A 19,303-nucleotide genomic window follows, 5' to 3' on the forward strand; every position below is an offset into this window, starting at 1 on the left:
CCCCTGCGGGCCGGCAATTATTATCACGCGTCTTTCGTCTTCAGCGACGGCAGTTTAGATACCAGGCGCAGAGAAACGGTCAGACCTTCCAGCTGGTAGTGCGGACGCAGGAAGAACTTCGCGGCGTAGTAGCCCGGGTTGTCCTCAATCTCCTGCACCTGCACTTCCGCAGCCGCCAGCGGTTTGCGGGACTTGGTCTCCTGGGAGGAGTTCGCCGGGTCACCGTCGACGTAGTTCATGACCCAGTCGTTCAGCCAGCGTTCCATCTCTTCGCGCTCACGGAAGGAGCCGATTTTGTCGCGCACGATGCACTTCAGGTAGTGAGCAAAACGGCAGCAGGCGAACAGGTACGGCAGACGTGATGCCAGGCGCGCGTTAGCGGTCGCATCCGGATCGTGGTACTCCGCCGGTTTTTGCAGGGACTGCGCGCCGATGAAGGCGGCAAAGTCGGAGTTTTTGCGGTGAACCAGCGGCATAAAGCCGTTTTTCGCCAGCTCGGCTTCACGACGATCGCTGATGGCAATCTCGGTCGGGCACTTCATGTCCACGCCGCCGTCATCGCTCGGGAAGGTGTGGCACGGCAGGTTTTCCACCGCCCCGCCGGACTCCACGCCGCGAATCGAGGTGCACCAGCCGTACTCTTTGAAAGAGCGGTTGATGTTGGCGGCCATCGCGTACGCGGCGTTCGCCCACGAGTAGCTGTTGTGGTTCGCGCCGTCGGTCTGCTCTTCAAAGTCAAAGCTGTCGACCGGGTTGGTGCGAATGCCATACGGCAGGCGCGACAGGAAGCGCGGCATCACCAGGCCCAGATAGCGGGCATCTTCCGATTCACGCAGCGAACGCCAGGCGGCGTATTCGGTATTCTGGAAGATCTTGGTCAGGTCGCGCGGGTTAGCAAGCTCCTGCCAGGACTCCATCTGCATCACGCCCGGTGCGGTACCGGTAATGAACGGACAGTGCGCCGCAGAACCGATGCGCGCCATTTCCCCCAGCAGTTCAACATCCTGCGGGCTGTGGTCGAAGTAGTAGTCGCCGACGATGCAGCCAAACGGCTCGCCGCCGAACTGACCGTACTCCTGCTCGTAGATCTTCTTGAAGATCGGGCTCTGGTCCCAGCCCACGCCCTTGTAGCGTTTCAGGGTGCGGCCCAGCTCCTGCTTGGAGATGCTCATAAAGCGGATCTTCAGCATCTCGTCCGTTTCAGTGTTGTTCACCAGGTAGCTCAGACCGCGCCAGGCGCTCTCCAGCTTCTGAAACTCTTCGTGGTGAATGATCTGGTTCACCTGCTGCGACAGCTGCTCGTCAATACCGGCAATCAGGTTCTGAATAGTGCGGTAGGTATCGTTCGAGAAGGTGACGGTATTTTCCAGCGCCTGTTGCGCCAGGGTTTTGACCGCGCTTTCGACGGCGGAACGCGCCTGGTCGGTTTTCGGGCGGAACTCTTTGTTCAGCAGCGCGCTGAATTCATCCTGGCTGAACGCCTGACCCGCCTGCTGCTCGTGTTGTTGAGTCTGGTTGCTCATCGATTATTCCTCGCTACCTTTCGCGCTTTCGTCATTTTTCGGCAACTGGCTCAGGGATTTGAGCAGCGTCGGATCCTGCAGAATTTTTGCGATCAGCTCTTCCGCACCGTTTTTACCGTCCATATAGGTCAGCAGGTTGGAGAGCTGGGTGCGCGCTTCCAGCAGCTTGTTCAGCGGTTCGACCTTGCGGGCCACCGCGTCCGGCAGGAAGTCGTCCATGCTGTCGAAGGTCAGATCGACGTTGAGCTTACCTTCGCCGGTCAGGGTGTTGTCCACCTGGAACGCCACGCGCGGCTTCAGCGCCTTCATGCGTTCGTCAAAGTTGTCGATGTCAATTTCGAGGAATTTACGCTCGTCGACGGCCGGCAGGTTTTCCACCGGTTTGCCGACCAGATCGGCCATAACGCCCATCACAAACGGCAGCTGAATTTTACGTTCTGCACCGTAGATCTCTACGTCATACTCGATCTGCACGCGGGGGGCACGGTTACGTGCGATGAATTTCTGCCCACTGTTACTCATTGCCATGATGTTCTCCATCAAAGATGCGCGGTGAAGGTGAAACGCCAGGCTCCATGCCTGACGTCATAATGCCTGGACGCGCTATTCGCGGCGCCCAAAGATGTTTTCCAGTTGGTTAACGCCGTCTGGCGCCAGGTCGCGAATAATGTCCATAAAGTTAAGTTCTGACAGCCGCTGCACCCGTTCAATCATCAGCGGTGCGGGGTGGCTCGGTTCGTACTGCGCAAAATACTGCTTCGCTTTTTCCAGCATCAGCTGGGCGTCGGCGCGGCTGGTGACCTGCACGCTGCGCCAGTCGGTCACCGGCTGAACGGGCTGCGTAGCCGTCGGCTGCTGCTCAGCCTGGGGTTCAGCCTGCGCATCACGGTTCGGCAGCAGCTTGCTGATGTCGGTCACCTGACAGGCGCTGGCCACCAGCCCCACGGTTTTCAGCAGCTGCTCCATCTCCGGTACGCCGCTTTCACCGAGATGCCCGATGAGCAGCTCGCGGATGGCCAGCAGACGTTCGTTAATGACGATAACCGCGGCGGTCCCCGGCTGGTCGCCGCGAGCCAGCTCGTCAATCAGCCGCGGGCGCCCGCCGGGATAGTCCGGGCATTCGGTTTTACTGCCGTCCAGCAGCGCCTGGGCATCCCGCAGCGAAATTTCATCGCCGTTTGAACGCAGCAGCGAGGCGTTACGTACCGCGACCGTCAGGTCGGATTTATCACTCAGCCCGGCGAGAGCGTTGATGCGGTAGAACGGGTCGGTTTCGCCATACTCTTCGAGCAGCGGATAGAGCGGCTCCCAGTAGCGGGCGATCGCCTCCTGCACCAGCAGTAATCCGTCCGCGTAGCCTGCCAGCCCGCGACGGCGGGTCCAGGCATGGGTTAACGCCAGCAGGACGCGAAGATCTTTGGTGCGGGTCAGCAGGCTGGTGGCGTATTTTTCGACCGTGTTCCAGTCAGCAGGCTCCGCCGGGATGATGGTGTCGCCAAACTGCTGTTCCGCTTTCCCAAGGCTCGCCTGGTTCATCGCCTGGAAGTCAGCGTCGTACTCCAGGTTTTCGCCGCAGGGGTTGTCGGGGCTTATGGGCGCGAGAAATTCTTCGATATTCATGAGATCCCTGCTTATTCAAACATAGGCGGATAGAGACCGTGACGGCCCGGACGGGCGCCCCCTGCCGGATCGAACAGCAGGGTGAAAAGCTGCCCGGTAAAGTTGCCGCTGTGCACGTGGGTGTAGAGCGGGTATCCGTCGCAGCGGTTGGTCCACCAGTAGCTGGTCTGACGCAGCGGGTCAAAGCACTCTGCCGCCTGAGGCCAGCCCAGCGTGCTCTGGCCGTCCTCATCGTAGCCAATCACATCCAGGATGTCGGAGCGCTTTTGCGGCTCGACCGGCTGCGGCGCCGGAATGGACATCAGCATCTCGTCGAGCTGCGAGGCGGAAAAACTGTTGCGCACCGCGTGCAGCCCCAGACGACCAATCTGCTGATACCAGCTTTCGGCCTGGCTGAGCAGGCTGGTCGACCACTCTGACGGGGCGAAGCTCAGCTGAATGCAAACCGGGTATTGTCGGCCGACGCTGTCGCGCCCGGGCAGCAGACAGCCCATCTGGATCATCTGGCTGCCCAGCATGGGCGGTACCACAAAATTCCAGACGGGTGCTTTCTGAAACGGGCGCTCGCCGCTGCGCTGCTCTTCCTGCTGCCAGGCCAGCAGACCGACCTGGAACCAGTGCGACCACTGGCGCTGTAAGGTGTCAGGAAAGCGGCGCTGCAAAAAATCTCCGGCGCTGGGTAACTTGCCATACCAGCTGTAGCGGTTCATCGCAGGGGTATTCGTCATACGGCTGTCCTTGCGGTTATGGGCATGAGAAACGGGGAAGCTGGAACGGGTTGCGAATGCTGTTTGGCGCAAACTCCAGCGTGACCTGATGTCCGTCGACGTTGAAGGTGGCCTGACGGCTGAGGCTACCCGCCCCCGGGCTGGTGCTCGCTTTATCAAAGAAGCGGTTCAGCGCCCAGGAACCGTTGGTCACCAGCGTCGCCGTGCTGCCGTTCGCCAGACCCAGCTGCATGCGGACCTGGTTGGTGCCGCCCGGCCCCGGCCAGTTCATGATCTGCACCGCCTGCGGCCCGTGGCTGTAGCGCAGCAGCTGACCGTCCACGTCCAGGGTCAGGTTCAGAATGGTGTTATCCATTCGCACGGTGCGAACCGTCACCTTGAAGGATGGCGTGGTTGCGCCGTTAGCAAAGAAGGCGTCGCGAATCGACTGGGCCTGCTGGAACGGTCTCAGCAGCCCTTCGCTTCCCGGCAGCGTTTTCCCGTCGATGCCCGGCATAAAGCGCCAGTTGGCCTGGGTGGTGTCCACTTTGCTGGTCAGGTTATCGCGAAAGAAGGTATCCATCAGTCCGGTCCCCGGCGCAAACATGCGCGCGAGATCGTCAGGGGTGACCTCGGTGCTGGCGCTGCGCACCAGCGGGTAGCGACCGGCAATCGCCTGACGGCAGAACCCGCCCACCTCAACGTTAATGCGCTTACGCACGTTTTCCAGATCGCGACGCTGGGTATCGCTGCTGGCGCCTACCGCCATGTTGCTGAACATGGTTTGCAGCCCGCCCGGCAGACGACCGGCGCTGGCCTGCAGGCGGCTGATCGCCTCCCCGCCCGGCGCAGGCATGCCGCTGTTGGCCGCATCCTGAACGGCAGTCAGGTAGCGATAGAGTTCATCCACTTGCTTGAGAAAATCATCAAACACGATGGTCTTTCCGCCCTTCTCCAGCGGCTGCGCCAGCTCAATCATCGGCGCATAGTGGTCGGTCACCAGCTGTTCCGGAGCCTGCGTAACCACCGCGGCCTGCGTCGGTGCAGCGTCGTTGTTGCTGAACAGGGCTTCCAGCGTACGGGTGGCGCGGTTGCTTTGATCCTGCGCTTTACCCGCATCTTCCGGCGCTGGCGCATTGCGTGACAGCGTCAGGACCTGGCTCAGGTTCTGCACCAGACGGCGCAGCGGCGAGTTGGCGCCGGAGAGCAGGCGCGCGGTGTTGATGCGCTGGGAAAGGTCGGCGCTGTTATTGAGCTGGATGTCGGCGAGGAAGCGATCCCAGTTGGCGATAAAGTCGCGCATATAGAGCTGGCGCACGGCGTTATCGATCTGCTGCTTATCTTCCTGCGCGGTGGCGGCCCCCAGCACCCAGGCGTCGTCCTCGTGCAGCGCCGTAGTGACGCTGTCAATCTGGCCGTTAAAGCTTTTCCAGTAGCCGTCCGGCGTATAGAGACCCGGTACGCCCTCGCTCACCGGCTTGCCGCTTTTGCGCGAAAACACCAGCTCGCTCTGCGGTCCGCCAAGGTCGGAAAGGGAGACCGGCTTCAGGTTGTCATCATGTTCCAGCAGGCGCTTGAGGCGGCCATAGACGCGCGTGGAAAGCGGCTGCTGGTTGATCATCGCTCTTTCGCGTGCGACCAGGGATTCGTCCTGCGCGTACGGCGAGGCCTGAATCTTCGGCTCCAGCAGCTGCGTCAGATGCCATTCAAGCTGCTGCAGCTGCGCCTTCGTGACGTTCTGCGGCAGGTTACGCTGCAGGTTGAGCATCACCCATGAATGCAGGAATTTGCCGTCATAGTGTTTCGGCTGATACAGCATCTGATAGGCTTTCAGCGCTTCATAGCTGTATTCCACATCGCTGCCGTTGTCGTTGCGCAGCCAGGTGGTGATGTGCATGGCGACGGCAGGCAGCAGCATCTGATCCAGCGCTTTCTGGTACAGGGACTGGGAGGCGTCGCTAACGTCATCCCCGCGATAAAGCCCCATGCGGCGGGAGATCGGCGGATCGTTGACATCAAAGGCGTCGCTTTTCGGCAGATCCACCAGGCTATTCAGCAGCGGCAGCAGTTCGAACAGGTCACGCTGGGTCTGGTTCTGTAAGGCCTTGCTCTGCTGGTCGAGCAGCGGAACCTTCGCATCCACTTCTTCCAGGTAGGCCTTGTTTTTGGCATAGCTGGTGAGCCACAGTCCACCCAGGATCGCGAGCAGAGCCAGCAGCGCCGCATAGCCAGACCAGATCACGGCCCGGTTGCGCAGCTCCCACCAGCGGTTTTCTCCGGCGATCCCGGCTTCCTGGAAGATGACGTTTTGCAGCAGGTTCTTGATGAAGAAACTCTGGCCTTTTGCGCCCGGGATTGGCGATTCTTTGCTGACCGAATCCCAGTTATCGCTCTCTGCCCCTTCCGGCAGCGACAGCGCGCGGTTCAGTTCGCCCATCACGCGGTCGAACGGCATGCCTTCCTGCGTCCCGCTGGCGAAGTAGATCCCGCGCGGAGAGAACTCGGTTTCGAAGTTCGAGCGGGCGAAGACCGTGCTCAGGTAATCTGCCAGCAGCGGACGCAGCGCGGCGAACTCCTGCGGGAAAAGATACGCTTCGGCGCGGGTCTTCGCGTCATGCTCTTTGAGCATGGTTTCCGGCAGCCCGGCGTCGAGGCGCTGCTGCAGCAGAGAAAACTCCTGCTGGAAATTGCCCATCAGGTCGTAATCGGCGTGTTTGGTTTGTTCCCACGGCAGCGTGAAGCCCCAGATCTGGTCGCGCTGCGCTTTATCGTAGTCGGCAAACCAGGCGCGGAAGCCTTTGAGCAGGTCGGCCTTGGTCACCATCACGTAGACCGGGAAGCGAATCCCCAGCTGTTCATGCAGCTCGGACAGACGCTGGCGCAGGTTCACCGCCTGCTGGCGGGACGCCTCGGCGGACTGGGTGAGCAGGTCAGAAATGCTGATGGTGACGATCACACCGTTGATCGGCTGGCGGCGGCGATACTTGCGCAGTAACCCCATGAACTGCAGCCATTCCCCGGCGTCCTGCACCTGCTCGCTCTCCTGGGTGGTATAGCGACCCGCGGTGTCCAGCAGCACGGCCTCGTTGGTAAACCACCAGTCGCAGTTACGCGTGCCGCCAATGCCGCGCAGGGCGGTCTTACCGAAACGGTCGGCCAGCGGGAACTGCAGCCCGGAGTTGACCAGCGCCGTGGTTTTACCGGAACCCGGCGCGCCGATAATGACGTACCACGGCAGCTGATAGAGATATTGCGTGCTGAAGCGCTGCGTCCACTGGGCGCCCTGTCCCGCCTTGCTGAAGTGCGCTTTTTTCAGCATCTGCGCGGCTTCATCAAAACGGCTGGCGAGGATCTGCTCCTCGTTGTTCAGTCGCTTCTGCGGATCCGCCGCTTCCGGGCTGGTGGTGTTCTCATTGAGCTTGTCCATCAGCTTGCGGTTCAGCCAGGCGTTATAAAGACGCGGCAGAATGTGGCCCTGCGCCCACAACAGATAGACCACGGCGATACTGATGATGCGGTTCTGTTCAGATTCAAGCGGCCGGGTGTCCACGATGGACAACAGCGGGCCAATCATCCAGATCACCGCCGCCAGCGCCGTGACGCCGAGGAAGCTCCACAGAATGCGGTTAGTCAGTATGGAAAGAAGAGTCGTCAGCATTCCTTAGTTTCCTTGCGGCAATCCGTTCAGCTCGGCCTGGGTATTTTCAGGCGACACCAGCAGAGTAATTTCCACACGGCGGTTACGGGCGCGGTTTTCAGGCGTCGTGTTCGGCGCCACCGGGTTAATCTCGCCCCGCCCTTCCGCTTTCACGCGGCCAGGCTGAGAGAGGCTTCCCTGCAGCATTTTCTGTACCGAGCGGGCGCGTTCCAGAGAGAGTTCATAGTTAGAGGCAAAGCGCGCGCTGCGGATCGGCACGTTGTCGCTGTAGCCCACCACCAGAATTTTGCCGCTCACGTTATTCATTGCCTGCGCGATGCGGTGGATGACCGGTTCATAGCGGTCGCGCACGACGGTCGAGGCAGAGGCAAACAGCCCGTCGCCTTTCAGGATAACCACGCTGCGATCCGCTTCGTCTTTCACCGCGACGAGGCCAGCCTCGATCTCCGGCTTCAGGAAGCCGCGCAGGTTTAGCACTGCCGGAAGCTGACGCGCCGGTTGCTGAATAGTGGTTTCCGGCAGCTGGGACTGGTAAATCTTCGCCAGCACCGGGTTGGTGCTGTCGCCAAGACGCCAGTTGAGCACGATATAAAACAGACAGGCGATAAACCCGGCCAGCGCCACGCAGGCCCAGAGAGGAACCATCGGCCGCCAGAGCTTGCGCAGCACCGGGCGATCTTCCGGATGGGGAGAAAGCGGCGCCGGATAGCTGCCGCGCACGCCGCGGATCATCTGCCACAGCCGCTGCTTGATGGTCTCAAGATGGGTGCGGCCATTGTCCAGCACCCGATAGCGTCCTTCGAAGCCGAGCAGCAGGCAGTAGTTGATCATCTCCAGCAGCAGAATGTGCTCGCGCGGGTTTTGCGACAGGCGCGCCAGCAGCTGGAAGAACTTCTCGCCGCCCCAGGTTTCGTTATGGAACGTCACCAGCAGGCCGTTGCTCGACCAGACCCCGCTGCTGCCCCAGGGGGTGAGCGCGGCGGCTTCATCAAGCGCCGTACAGAGGCAGTAGCGTGCCCCGACGATCACTTCGTAGGGCAGCCCCGCCTGCTGACAGCGGACTTCGAAACGGCGAATTTCATCGATCAGGCGCTGGCGTAACGCCACCTGATCGTCGTGCGATACCGAATGACGGATCTGCGGAATCGCATTGAGCAGCGGATTGGCGGCCGCCACCAGCTGATTGTTGCTACTGGCCCCGGTGAACGCGGCATCGCTGCCGGTATCCTGTCGTTCCTGCATATTAAGCGCTCGCTTTATTATTCTGTCGGGCTACGGATGGCCCAAAACTCCATATCCAGCCCCGGGAACTCCCCCGCAAGGTGCAGGGCGAATGCGCCGGACTTATCCATCTCGTGCCACAGCTCGCTGCCCTTCTCGAGCTCAAAGTAGCTGTAGCCGGCATGCCACGGGATCTGCGGCGGTGCAACCGGCATGGCGCGCAGCATAATGCCCGGCAGCTGAAGCTGAACCAGATCGCGGATTTTCGACACCGGTGCGACCTTCATCTGCGCCGGGAAATGGGTTTGCAGGTGTTCGCCCGGCACGTTGGCTTTGACCGCCAGCACGAAGCCGAACTCACGCACCATGCTGGTTTCAGGCACCGTGGCGATGTTGAGGCCGTGAGAGCGCTCGTTAAGCGGCAGCTGGATAGCGTGGTCTTCCATCACCAGCGACAGCCCCTGACGCAGCATCAGCATCAGCTTGCTGAAGCAGTTCGCCAGATCGTCATGATCGTAAATCGGCAGCACGCTTTCGGCGGTACGCTGCGACGTCCAGGTGGCGAGCTCGGTGGCAAACGGCAGCCAGCTGCGCCAGAGGGTTTCCGGGTGCAGCAGCGGGAGGGTTTTTAAATGAGACACCTCGCCCAGATGACGGTTAACCAGCGACAGCAGCGTAAACTCGATCAGTTCAGAGGTGTTAAAGCGGCCGGGCTGGCGCAAACGGCCGCCAATCTGCTGGCTGCGCTGCACCAGTAAGCCGTGCAGATCGTTGATCATGCTGTAGATCTGCGGGCTGTTATTGGCATTGAGCATCGGCGGGATGTAGGTGTTGTCGAGCCGCACGTGGTTGTCGTTACGCTTCTCGGTCACAAACGCCACGCCGATGGCGGTCCACTCCGCCGTGAGGTCTTTTTCGAGCATCAGGGTCAGACGCAGGCGGCCAAACTGGACGGTAGCATCCCCCACCGACATGGCGTTATCGTCCTCCACCTCCTGCTCGAACGCGATAAAGCGCGCCAGCGAGGATGGCTCTTCGCTGAAAATCACCTCTTCTCTCTCGCCACGACGAACCGGCAGTGCGAGCACCACCTTTTCGTTGGTGAGATTGTCAGGAATTTTCAGCGGTACAGGACCGTTGCGCCCGTTGCGCACCTGGAAAAAGGTGCCGTCCGGCAGCAGCCCACTGCAGTAGCTCAGGGCAATGCATCCCTGACGAAGCATCGCTTCATCCAGTTCAACGTCGAGAAAGCCCCAGAGATACGATCGCTGCAGCGCGCCCCATTCACGAACATGGTTGAGCAGATAGCTTTCAGTCCGCTGAAAATGGTGTGGACGCAGGAACATGCCTTCGGTCCAGACGACCTTTTCTGCTTTCGTCATGATGATGTGTTTCCTGTTTAGAAGCGCGTTACTGGCTGATGACCCGAATGCCGTTCACGTCGAGAAAAACGTTGGCCTGAAGTTCATCGGCGGACCATTTCCAGAACTGGTAGATATGATTTTCGCCAGGCACGGGCAGAGGGAGTGAAACGCGCCATTTTTTGCCATCCAGCACCTGGTACTCCGCCATCACGCCGATGTAGCGAGCCTCCGGCGAGCTTTGCCCGCTGAGAGTTTTTGACAGCTGTCCCGGCATCAGGAAGAACACATCGCTGTTCAGCAGATTCGCGCCAAGCGTGGCTGACGCGTTGTTCTGCAGGGAGTAGAAGTCGCTGGACATGAAATCCGCATCGGATTTCAGCAACAGCACCCGAACCTTAAGCGGCGCAGATTCATTGATTTGTGGATGAGCCTGAAACTGCAGATTGTAGCGGGAGGGGTCGCTGTGTGAAGACGACGAACAACCACCGATCAGCGCGAAAATCATCGCGTAAAAGAATAACCACAGCCTATGAAAATTTTTATTATTCATAAAAATGCGCTCATGAAAGCCGTTTAGTTCAGGATCCAGGTACCGTTAGCGCTGTCTTTGCAGGCTTTGCTGTTGCCGTCGACATCGACACAGGTCGCTTTTTTACGCGTCTTATGGCGAATGGCCTGTTTACGCACGGCGGCATCGTACTGGTCGGCCTTGATAACGGCGCGCATCGGAACGTAACCAATCAGCTGCTCGTTGCCTTCATCGGCAAGCGCCATCCAGTAGTGTTCAACCTGACCCAGCACCACGTACGTTTTTCCGGTATCAAGAGTGCGGATAACTTTACCGCCGAAGTCAGGACGGCTCATCAGAGAGGCCGGATACATGGCACGATACGGCTCGTTAACCGGCGTGAACTCCGTCGGCGCCGTCACGGCGTGACGGTGGGTTAAGGTGACGCCGTTGACCTGGCTGGTCTCGATCGTATCGTCGTTAATCACAGGTTTCTGCGGTGCTTTACAGCCCGCCACCGCCATTACAAACAGAAGTGAAAACAGTACGCGCATTTTCATATGCTTTTCCGTAGCGATATTTCGATGATGGAGATAAGGGGATGAAGTTTGACTTAAGTGCTATTGTTAAAATAGCCAGGATATTTTCGGGGCGTTACTACTTTAAGGGCATAGCTACCGCACGAGCCTTTAAGAATAAGGCCCAGTGTCTTCCTGACATATTTTGACAAACGGTAAACAAGTTTACATGAGCTTCGTATCAATTCAATATTTACCGCCGCGTAACTGTTGGTAAATGAAGCAGTCGGAAAATTATAGGATTAATCCTATGATAAAAAACGATATGGCCCACCCTTTCTTATTTCTCCACCACAAAACTACATAACATCATGTTTTATCTATTAAAAAACACAAAAGAGAACCACTTTCATTAACGCAATCACGCTATTATCGCCACTACCATAATTAGTAGAATTCGCGTTTTTTTGATGTCAAATGAATATATCCCTGATGAATTATTTGTTGCACTAACAGGGTATCTTTAATATTGAAGACGCTTCATCGCCTGGGTGCGAATATTTCACTTATGCAGAAAAATGTTAATTTCATGCCGCAAAAAAAGCGTATATTTTAGGCCGTAATAATTCCACTGCCAGGTATACCTTATATCTATTATTCATTAAGCGTGAGTAAACCTTCCTGCCATTCTCTCAAATGAAAAATGCCTCCAGCAGCCCGCGAGCCGCGAATCGTGGCGATATCTCCAGCGCAACAGCTTCATTCGATGTTTTACTGGCGCTACATACTTTCCTGCTCACTGCCATCTATCTCGCCTACCGGACGATAGATAAGATTTATTATTAAAATGATAAATATTCGTTATAATTTCTTTAAATATTTAAACACCAGACCAGATAAATTACTGTAATAAAAAGAGTTTGCGTTAAGGCATTTTCCCGTTCCGTATGTGCGTTACCATCCGGCCGTCATTGCTTTCACCTATTGCTCTCGTCAGTGATTTTTTGAGCTCAGGCGTTGTGTGATCGAACAAATCAGGAGTGGGTATGAACAAGAAAAGACGCTCGGTGCCAGGCATCAGACACTATGACGGCCCTGCCGGCGGTTGGGGCGCATTGAAAGCGACGGCCATTGCGGTACGCACCCAAATGGATACCTTTGACGCCCCGGCGACGCTGCTGCGCACCAACCAGCCTGACGGCTTTGACTGCCCGGGCTGCGCGTGGCCTGATAAAGAACACAAATCGACGTTCCAGTTCTGCGAGAACGGCGCCAAAGCGGTGACCTGGGAAGCGACCAGCAAACGCGTCACCCCCGCGTTTCTGGCCGCAAACACTGTCTCCTCGCTGCTGGCAAAATCGGACTTTGAGCTGGAAGGCTACGGGCGGCTGACGCATCCCCTGCGCTATGACCGTGCGAGCGACACCTTCCGTCCCGTCGACTGGGACGAGGCGTTTCAACGCATCGGCGAAGTACTGCGCGGGCTCAAACCGGACCAGGTCGAGTTCTATACCTCCGGACGCGCCTCTAACGAAGCGGCGTATCTGTTCCAGCTGTTCGCCCGCGAATACGGCACCAATAACTTCCCCGACTGCTCAAATATGTGTCACGAGGCCACCAGCGTCGGTTTGCCCCGTTCGATTGGCATCGGGAAAGGGACCGTCTCGCTGGACGACTTCGACAAGACGGAGCTGGTGATCTCCATCGGCCATAACCCCGGTACGAACCATCCGCGAATGATGGGGACCCTCCATGAGCTGGCCCGCCGCAACGTGCCGATTATCGTCTTTAACCCGCTGCGCGAGCGCGCGCTGGAACGTTTTGCGGACCCGCAAAGCGTGATTGAAATGGCGACCTACGGCTCCACGGATATCGCTTCGACCTATTTCCAGGTGAAGGCCGGGGGCGATGCCGCCGCGCTGAAAGGGATTGCCAAACACCTGCTGGAAATGGAGTCCGAACGCGGGGACGTGCTCGATCGCGCGTTTATTGCCGAACACACCCAGGGCTTTGAGGACTTTGCCGCCGATATCGCGCAAACCCGCTGGGACGAGATCGAACGCGAGTCAGGTCTCAGTCAGGCGGCGCTCAAGCAGGTGGCAGAGGCGTATGCGAAATCGAATGCCACCATCATCACCTACGGGATGGGCATTACCCAGCACAACAAAGGGACGGCCAACGTCCGCCTGATCGCTGATCTGCTGCTGATGCGCGGGAATATCGGCAAGCCCGGCGCGGGAATATGCCCGCTGCGCGGTCACTCAAACGTGCAGGGGAACCGTACCGTCGGGATTAGCGAGAAACCCACGCCGGCCTTCCTGAACAGTCTGAAGGATGTATTCGGCTTTGAGCCACCGTCTCACCACGGCCATGACGCGGTGCAGGCCACGCAGGCGATGATCGACGGCCGCGCAAAAGCGCTCATTTGCCTCGGCGGTAATTTTGCGGTGGCGATGCCCGATCATGAACGTGGCTTTCCGGCCATGGGCTCCCTCGATTTGAGCGTTCACGTCGGGACCAAGCTGAACCGTACTCATCTGCTGGTGGGCAAAGAGACCTTTATTTTCCCGTGTCTTGGCCGTACCGAGCTGGATGTTCAGGCCACCGGCCGCCAGTCCATTACCGTCGAAGACTCGATGTCGATGGTCCATGCCTCATCCGGCAAGCTAAAACCCGCCTCGCCGTTGCTTCGGTCAGAACCCGCTATCGTCGCGGGCATGGCGAAAGCCACCCTGCCGGATACCCGCGTAGACTGGATGACGCTGGTTGAGGATTACGACCGCATCCGCGATCTGATCGAGCAGACCATTCCGGGCTTTGAGAACTACAACGCGCGGATCCGCGTTCCCGGCGGCTTCCGTATGCCGCTGCCGCCAACGCAACGTCTCTGGCCAACGGCGACGGGAAAAGCGATGTTCTCGGTCTTCGACGGCGTACACGAGAACGTCAGCGGTGAAGGTGAGCACGTTCTGCGCCTGATCACGCTGCGCAGCCACGACCAGTACAACACCACCATTTACGCCCTGGATGACCGCTACCGTGGCGTGTTTGGCCGTCGCGACGTGCTGTTTATGAACGAAGACGATATGGCGCAGTCAGGGCTGGAACACGGCGACCGCGTGGATATCGAAACCGCCCTGCCCGGCAACGGACAGCGTCTGGAAGACATTACCGTGGTGGCGTACAACATCGCGCCGGGGACCGTCGGGGCCTATTATCCGGAAGCCAACGTGCTGGTACCGCTTGATTATCTGGATAAGGACAGCGGTACGCCGTCGTATAAATCCGTTCCGGTTCGCATCACCCTGCGCTCAAAAGAGATCCGCATGCTGTAAGGCTGTTCGCGCAGAGAAAAAGATGGATATTAAACAGTTAAAATATTTAATCGCGCTCGACGAGACCCGCCATTTTGGCAAGGCGGCCTCGCAGTGCAACATCACCCAGCCGACCCTCTCCATGCGCATCCGCAGCCTGGAAGAGGAGCTGGGGCTGGTGCTGATTGTGCGCGGGCAGCGCTTTGAAGGGTTTACGCCGGAGGGTGAACGCATCCTCGCATGGGCCCGCGCGCTGCTGGCCGCGCATGACGGGCTACAGGCGGAAGCCGCGCTGTGCAAAGGCCAGGTGGTGGGAGAACTCCGTCTGGGGATGGTGCCGCTGGCGAGTGTGGATCCGATGATCTTTATTCGCCTGCTGACGCAAAAATACCCGGAGCTGACCTATAGCCTCTATTCCATGTCCTCCGCGCAGATTGCCGACGGCGTCAGCCGCAATCAGCTTGAACTGGGGATTTGCTATCTCAACAGCATCGACACCAGCCAGTTCGATATTATCCAGCTTCCTAAAACGAAGATGGGCCTGCTGCACGACGTCCGCCATTTCCAGTTCGGCCAGGAGAGATTGACCTGGCGCGACCTGACGGATTTTCCGCTGGGGTTCCTGACCAAAGGGATGCATTACCGGGCGCATATGGAGGCCAGCTTTAAGTCTGCTGGCATTGAACCGAGGTCCGTTTTCGAGAGCGACTCCACGTTCCAGATCATTCAGGCGGTGCAAAGCGGCGTATGCTGCGCCGTGATGCCGCTGAACAACGGACTGGAAGATCTGAACAGCCATTTCAGGATTGTCCCCATCGCCGATGCGAACATTGAGGCCCCTGTCGGCCTGATTATGCGCAGGCAAAAACCGGTCTCCTCGCTGGCGCTGCGCTGCTTTACCGACGCGCAGGAGATTTATCACGCCAGCAATGAGGCGTAGGCCTGACGCGTCACGACGCTAAACCCCTCAATCAGTACCGCGTCGCAAACGGCCCGGTGTTCCGGCAAACTCACCAGCGCGTGGAGCGCATCGCGAAGGGCGTTCAGGGTGTCAGGCGAAGTGTGGGGCGAGGTAATGAGCGGCAGCCCTGGCGTCAGCGGGGTACGGTCAATGACAGCCAGCCCCGTCAGACCTTCCGGTTCGTGACGCTGCAGCAGTGCCCAGGTGACACAGTCGATGGCCGCGATATCCCCTGCTCCGCGTTTGACATCCTTCAGCGACTGGCGATGGCTGCCGCTAAAGGACGTTTGCGCGAAAAACGGACCGTCCGCCGCCAGAGCCGCTATTTTTTTTCGCAGCGCATTGTAGCCGGACTGCGAGTCCGCAGAGTTACAGACCGCCCGTCGGCCGCGAAAATCCGCCAGCGTGAGATGCCGATCCGCCTCCCGCACCACCAGAAAGCTGCGGTACTGGATCCCTTCGCAGCCCGGGGCCGCGTAGTGAAAACAGCCGACAACCTGCACGTCCGGAAGCTGCGTGACCAGCGGGTAACCGCAGGTCTGGCTGAGGATAAGCCCGGGCTGTTGCCAGTGCGTGAGCAGATCGGACTCCGGCCCGTCGGGGACATCATCGACGGGCACACCGCGTGCGGCCAGCAGCCCCTTTACCGCCAGCCAGAGCGCGCGCGTGTCGGCGCGATCCACCGCATACATGGGAAACGCCAGCAGGTTACTCATACCCTTCCCCCTGTTGCTTTCCGGGGTGAACGGTGACGTCGACGGGACTGCTCCAGAACCGGCGCAGCCATTCACCGTAGCCCCTGACCAGAAAACCGCGGTTTCGCTCCCGGTACGCCTCCCGGTTTTGCTGGTAGATCGCCTTCAGTCCGTACCACGGCACGCCCGGTAGATCATGATGTACTGAATGATAGTTGAGATTTAAAAACAAGATCCGCCAGAACAGCCCGGCCTCGTTAATGACGGAGCGCGCCAGCGGATCGTCCGCCGCACGATGTTCGAAAAACGATCGTACCTTGGTCAGCGCCAGCGCCGGATAGCTGACCGCCAGCACAAACCAGACGGGTGAAAAACCGACGTGCGTCATCCAGGCGAAGAGTGCCGCCAGCAGCGTGATGTGAACCAGCCACATCGTCATCGCCCGCAGGTGAAGATGACGAAACGCCGCCACGGCGCTGCCCAGCGTCTGGACGATATCCAGCAGCGGCGCCAGCAGAAGCCGCCCGGCAAAGGTATTACGGGCCCGAATCAGGCGCTTCTGCCAGGGGGGAAAGCGCGCCCAGCTTGCCTCGGTAAAATAGTACGACTCCGGGTCATCCACCGGATGGGTCAGGCTATCGTACCGATGGTGGGCCAGATGGGAATCCCGGTACAGGCCGTACGGGTACCAGACCGCCAGCGGGAGCGTGCCGAACAGCTGGTTAAGCCAGGCAAAACGGGTGGGATGCCCGTGGATCAGCTCATGCTGCAACGACATATACCAGGCGGTAAACCCGATGAGCAGCAGCGTGGCGGGCAGCAGGCCGAGCGTTTGCCAGAACGCCAGCGTGGCAAACCAGCCCGCATAAATCGTGAACATTAACAGCCAGGTGGGCAGTTCGCTTCGCCACAAGAAACCCGACGCGAGGCGGTGGATTTGATTGCGTTGTTGTGGATGTAAATAGAGGGAGCTTCGTTTACCCATTCCTTCAGACGCCGTTTCGCCAGAGACAGAGCCCTGAAGATCGGGGATAACGCCTGAAATAACAAAGAACTTAAATCGCTTTGCTTTGCCAGAAACACAGAGCGCACGCGTCGCTTGACTTATTATGTATTAAAGGTACTTTTCAGGACATGAAGAAGATCCTGATTATCGTTCCCGACGGCGGCATGCTGTTTGAAGCCGCCGGTATCGCCGACATTCTGATGCAGGCCAACCGGCTGCATCCGGAAGGGCTTGCGCAGCCCCGCTACCGGATTATCATCGCCACCACGCAGCCTCACCAGGTGATCCACGGCCAGTCCGGTCTGAACCTGCTGGCGGACTATCGGCTTCCGGAGCTGGATCCGCGCGAACCGCTGGACACCATTATCATCACCGGACGCGGTATGAACGAGCAGGAGAGCATAGCCGTAGTCGACTGGCTGCACCTCGCTGCGCCGCACGCCCGACGGATCGCCTCTATCTGCGGCGGCGCGATGCTGCTGGCCCAGACCGGCTTGCTGGACGGTCGTCGCGCCACCACCCACTGGCGGCTGCTGGAGACCATGCAAGCCCAGTACCCGTCAATCCAGGTTGAAGGCGGCCCACTCTACATTCAGGACGGCCCCATCTGGACCTCCGGCGGCGTGAGTTCCGGGTTCGACCTGACCCTGGCGCTGGTGGAGGACGACTACGGATTTACCCTCGCACGCGACGTGGCGCAGGATATGGTGATGTATCTGCGACGTCCCGGCGGACAGCTGCAGTTCAGCCGCTACAGCCTGCAGCAGCCCGGCACAGCAGGGCCGATAGGCGAGGTGCAAAGCTGGATCCTGCAGAACCTCACCGCCGATCTGTGCGTGGAGAACCTGGCCGAGAAAGCGGCGATGAGCCCGCGTAACTTCACCCGCGTGTTTACCCGCGAGGCCGGGGTCTCGCCTGCCCGCTACGTGACCGAAGCGCGTCTGGCCGCCGCCCGCCAACTGCTTGAACAGACCCGCGATCCCCTTGAACGCGTTGCTGAGCAAAGCGGCTTTGGCACCAGCATTAACTTGCGCCGCATCTTTGAGAAACAGCTTCACCTCACGCCCGGCGAATACCGCCAGCGCTTTCATTGCCGCAAGATGGCGTAATCTGATCCTTTTTTGTCGTTTACGCCAACCGGCCCGACGCCTACAGTGACTCCAGACAACAGAAGATAAGGAGTGCACCATGGTTAAGGTCGGTATTAACGGTTTCGGCCGTATCGGACGTAATGTCCTGCGCGCGGCGCTGGGCAACCCGGCGCTTCAGATTGTGGCCATCAACGATCTGACAGACAGTAAAACCCTCGCCCATCTGCTGAAACATGATTCCCTTCTGGGCAAGCTGCCCGCGCCCGTTGAAGCGGCTGACGGCGCGCTGCAGGTAGACGGCCAGCGGATCGCCGTATTTAGCGAACGCGATCCGGCGAATATCCCGTGGCGTGATGCCGGGGTAGACGTGGTGATTGAAGCTACCGGCTTCTTCACTGAACGGGAGAAAGCGGCGGTGCATATCACCCACGGCGGCGCTAAGCGCGTCATCATTTCCGCTCCCGCGAAAAACGACGACCTGACGATTGTGATGGGCGTCAACCATGACCAGTACGATCCCGCCCGGCACGCGGTGGTGAGCAACGGGAGTTGCACCACGAACGGTCTGGCACCAGCCGCTCAGGTGCTGCACCAGCAGTTCGGGATTGAGCATGGCCTGATGAACACGACGCACGCCTACACCAACAGCCAGGCGCTGCACGATCAGCCAGAAAAAGATCTGCGCGGTGCACGCGCGGCGGCGCTGTCGATTGTGCCCTACTCCAGCGGCGCGGCGAAAGCGCTGGGGAAAGTGATCCCCTCCCTGGACGGCAAGCTGACCGGGTACTCCCTGCGCGTGCCGGTGCCGGTGGTATCGATTGTCGATTTAACCGTGACGCTGAGCCGCAACGTGACCGCCGAAGAGGTGAATGACGCGTTCCGCAACGCGGCCGCCAGCGGCCCCCTGAAAGATATCCTGGGCTATAGCGATGAACCGCTGGTCTCCAGCGATTACCAGGGCGACCCGCGTTCGTCAATTATCGACGGGCTTTCCACGCTGGTCATTGGCGGAAACATGGTGAAGATCCTGGCGTGGTATGACAACGAATGGGGCTTCTCTAACCGCCTGGTGGATCTGGCGGTGCTGATGGATAAGAAAGGGCTGTAAGCCTGAGGC

Annotated in this window: 15 protein-coding genes; 4 read left to right on the top strand and 11 right to left on the bottom strand. The window is 59.2% G+C overall.

Annotated features, from left to right (window positions below; translation table 11 throughout):
- Positions 1-23: 23 nt before the first annotated feature.
- The 9 genes from tssC to ACEPLT_RS13330 all read right to left on the bottom strand — a co-directional run bounded on the left by tssC (position 24) and on the right by ACEPLT_RS13330 (position 11,161).
- Positions 24-1,523: a type VI secretion system contractile sheath large subunit gene (gene tssC / locus ACEPLT_RS13290; RefSeq protein ID WP_021240385.1), complete on the bottom strand. Its 1,500-nt coding sequence runs from the start codon at positions 1,521-1,523 to the stop codon at positions 24-26.
- A 3-nt stretch (positions 1,524-1,526) separates the two neighbouring features.
- The gene (gene tssB / locus ACEPLT_RS13295; RefSeq protein ID WP_008502644.1) at positions 1,527-2,051 is read right to left on the bottom strand and encodes a type VI secretion system contractile sheath small subunit; all 525 of its coding nucleotides are present in this window, start codon (positions 2,049-2,051) and stop codon (positions 1,527-1,529) included.
- Positions 2,052-2,126: 75 nt separating this feature from the next.
- Positions 2,127-3,143, bottom strand: coding sequence for a type VI secretion system protein TssA (tssA, locus tag ACEPLT_RS13300; protein ID WP_021240386.1), 1,017 nt, complete (start codon positions 3,141-3,143; stop codon positions 2,127-2,129).
- A gap of 11 nt (positions 3,144-3,154) precedes the next feature.
- The gene (gene tagF, locus ACEPLT_RS13305) at positions 3,155-3,871 is read right to left on the bottom strand and encodes a type VI secretion system-associated protein TagF (protein ID WP_008502646.1); all 717 of its coding nucleotides are present in this window, start codon (positions 3,869-3,871) and stop codon (positions 3,155-3,157) included.
- A gap of 16 nt (positions 3,872-3,887) precedes the next feature.
- Complete coding sequence (gene tssM / locus ACEPLT_RS13310) at positions 3,888-7,508, bottom strand: type VI secretion system membrane subunit TssM (RefSeq protein ID WP_232927503.1); 3,621 nt, start codon at positions 7,506-7,508, stop codon at positions 3,888-3,890.
- Positions 7,509-7,511: 3 nt separating this feature from the next.
- Positions 7,512-8,750 (bottom strand): DotU family type VI secretion system protein, encoded by a 1,239-nt coding sequence (locus ACEPLT_RS13315; RefSeq protein WP_447088267.1) that lies wholly within the window; start codon positions 8,748-8,750, stop codon positions 7,512-7,514.
- A gap of 17 nt (positions 8,751-8,767) precedes the next feature.
- Complete coding sequence (gene tssK / locus ACEPLT_RS13320) at positions 8,768-10,111, bottom strand: type VI secretion system baseplate subunit TssK (protein ID WP_032675004.1); 1,344 nt, start codon at positions 10,109-10,111, stop codon at positions 8,768-8,770.
- Positions 10,112-10,139: 28 nt separating this feature from the next.
- The gene (gene tssJ / locus ACEPLT_RS13325; protein ID WP_023344389.1) at positions 10,140-10,643 is read right to left on the bottom strand and encodes a type VI secretion system lipoprotein TssJ; all 504 of its coding nucleotides are present in this window, start codon (positions 10,641-10,643) and stop codon (positions 10,140-10,142) included.
- Positions 10,644-10,666: 23 nt separating this feature from the next.
- Positions 10,667-11,161, bottom strand: coding sequence for a hypothetical protein (locus ACEPLT_RS13330; RefSeq protein WP_023293804.1), 495 nt, complete (start codon positions 11,159-11,161; stop codon positions 10,667-10,669).
- A 1,004-nt stretch (positions 11,162-12,165) separates the two neighbouring features.
- Here ACEPLT_RS13330 and ACEPLT_RS13335 point away from each other — a divergent pair.
- The gene (locus tag ACEPLT_RS13335; RefSeq protein ID WP_032675005.1) at positions 12,166-14,454 is read left to right on the top strand and encodes an FdhF/YdeP family oxidoreductase; all 2,289 of its coding nucleotides are present in this window, start codon (positions 12,166-12,168) and stop codon (positions 14,452-14,454) included.
- Positions 14,455-14,476: 22 nt separating this feature from the next.
- Positions 14,477-15,373, top strand: coding sequence for a LysR family transcriptional regulator (locus ACEPLT_RS13340; RefSeq protein ID WP_032675006.1), 897 nt, complete (start codon positions 14,477-14,479; stop codon positions 15,371-15,373).
- Here the strand turns inward: ACEPLT_RS13340 and ACEPLT_RS13345 are convergent.
- Positions 15,352-16,110 (bottom strand): phosphate/phosphite/phosphonate ABC transporter substrate-binding protein, encoded by a 759-nt coding sequence (locus tag ACEPLT_RS13345; RefSeq protein WP_196351748.1) that lies wholly within the window; start codon positions 16,108-16,110, stop codon positions 15,352-15,354. The genes ACEPLT_RS13340 and ACEPLT_RS13345 overlap by 22 nt on opposite strands.
- A complete protein-coding gene (locus ACEPLT_RS13350; RefSeq protein ID WP_032675008.1) occupies positions 16,103-17,074 on the bottom strand; it encodes a fatty acid desaturase in 972 nt (323 codons plus the stop codon). Before ACEPLT_RS13350 ends, ACEPLT_RS13345 begins: the two co-directional genes overlap by 8 nt.
- A gap of 149 nt (positions 17,075-17,223) precedes the next feature.
- Between ACEPLT_RS13350 and ACEPLT_RS13355 the strand changes: the two genes are divergently transcribed.
- Together ACEPLT_RS13355 and gap are read left to right on the top strand one after the other, a co-directional pair.
- Positions 17,224-18,204 (top strand): GlxA family transcriptional regulator, encoded by a 981-nt coding sequence (locus ACEPLT_RS13355; RefSeq protein ID WP_032675009.1) that lies wholly within the window; start codon positions 17,224-17,226, stop codon positions 18,202-18,204.
- Positions 18,205-18,283: 79 nt separating this feature from the next.
- Positions 18,284-19,294: a type I glyceraldehyde-3-phosphate dehydrogenase gene (gene gap, locus ACEPLT_RS13360; protein ID WP_063621966.1), complete on the top strand. Its 1,011-nt coding sequence runs from the start codon at positions 18,284-18,286 to the stop codon at positions 19,292-19,294.
- The last annotated feature ends 9 nt before the right edge of the window (positions 19,295-19,303 follow it).

The organism is Enterobacter sp. fkY84-1, assembly GCF_052974705.1.

Excerpts from the sequence above, each read along its gene's own strand:
- tssC (WP_021240385.1), bottom strand. The coding sequence starts at position 1,523 with ATGAGCAACCAGACTCAACAACACGAGCAGCAGGCGGGTCAGGCGTTC.
- tssB (WP_008502644.1), bottom strand. The coding sequence starts at position 2,051 with ATGGCAATGAGTAACAGTGGGCAGAAATTCATCGCACGTAACCGTGCC.
- tssA (WP_021240386.1), bottom strand. The coding sequence starts at position 3,143 with ATGAATATCGAAGAATTTCTCGCGCCCATAAGCCCCGACAACCCCTGC.
- tagF (WP_008502646.1), bottom strand. The coding sequence starts at position 3,871 with ATGACGAATACCCCTGCGATGAACCGCTACAGCTGGTATGGCAAGTTA.
- tssM (WP_232927503.1), bottom strand. The coding sequence starts at position 7,508 with ATGCTGACGACTCTTCTTTCCATACTGACTAACCGCATTCTGTGGAGC.
- ACEPLT_RS13315 (WP_447088267.1), bottom strand. The coding sequence starts at position 8,750 with ATGCAGGAACGACAGGATACCGGCAGCGATGCCGCGTTCACCGGGGCC.
- tssK (WP_032675004.1), bottom strand. The coding sequence starts at position 10,111 with ATGACGAAAGCAGAAAAGGTCGTCTGGACCGAAGGCATGTTCCTGCGT.
- tssJ (WP_023344389.1), bottom strand. The coding sequence starts at position 10,643 with ATGAATAATAAAAATTTTCATAGGCTGTGGTTATTCTTTTACGCGATG.
- ACEPLT_RS13330 (WP_023293804.1), bottom strand. The coding sequence starts at position 11,161 with ATGAAAATGCGCGTACTGTTTTCACTTCTGTTTGTAATGGCGGTGGCG.
- ACEPLT_RS13335 (WP_032675005.1), top strand. The coding sequence starts at position 12,166 with ATGAACAAGAAAAGACGCTCGGTGCCAGGCATCAGACACTATGACGGC.
- ACEPLT_RS13340 (WP_032675006.1), top strand. The coding sequence starts at position 14,477 with ATGGATATTAAACAGTTAAAATATTTAATCGCGCTCGACGAGACCCGC.
- ACEPLT_RS13345 (WP_196351748.1), bottom strand. The coding sequence starts at position 16,110 with ATGAGTAACCTGCTGGCGTTTCCCATGTATGCGGTGGATCGCGCCGAC.
- ACEPLT_RS13350 (WP_032675008.1), bottom strand. The coding sequence starts at position 17,074 with ATGGGTAAACGAAGCTCCCTCTATTTACATCCACAACAACGCAATCAA.
- ACEPLT_RS13355 (WP_032675009.1), top strand. The coding sequence starts at position 17,224 with ATGAAGAAGATCCTGATTATCGTTCCCGACGGCGGCATGCTGTTTGAA.
- gap (WP_063621966.1), top strand. The coding sequence starts at position 18,284 with ATGGTTAAGGTCGGTATTAACGGTTTCGGCCGTATCGGACGTAATGTC.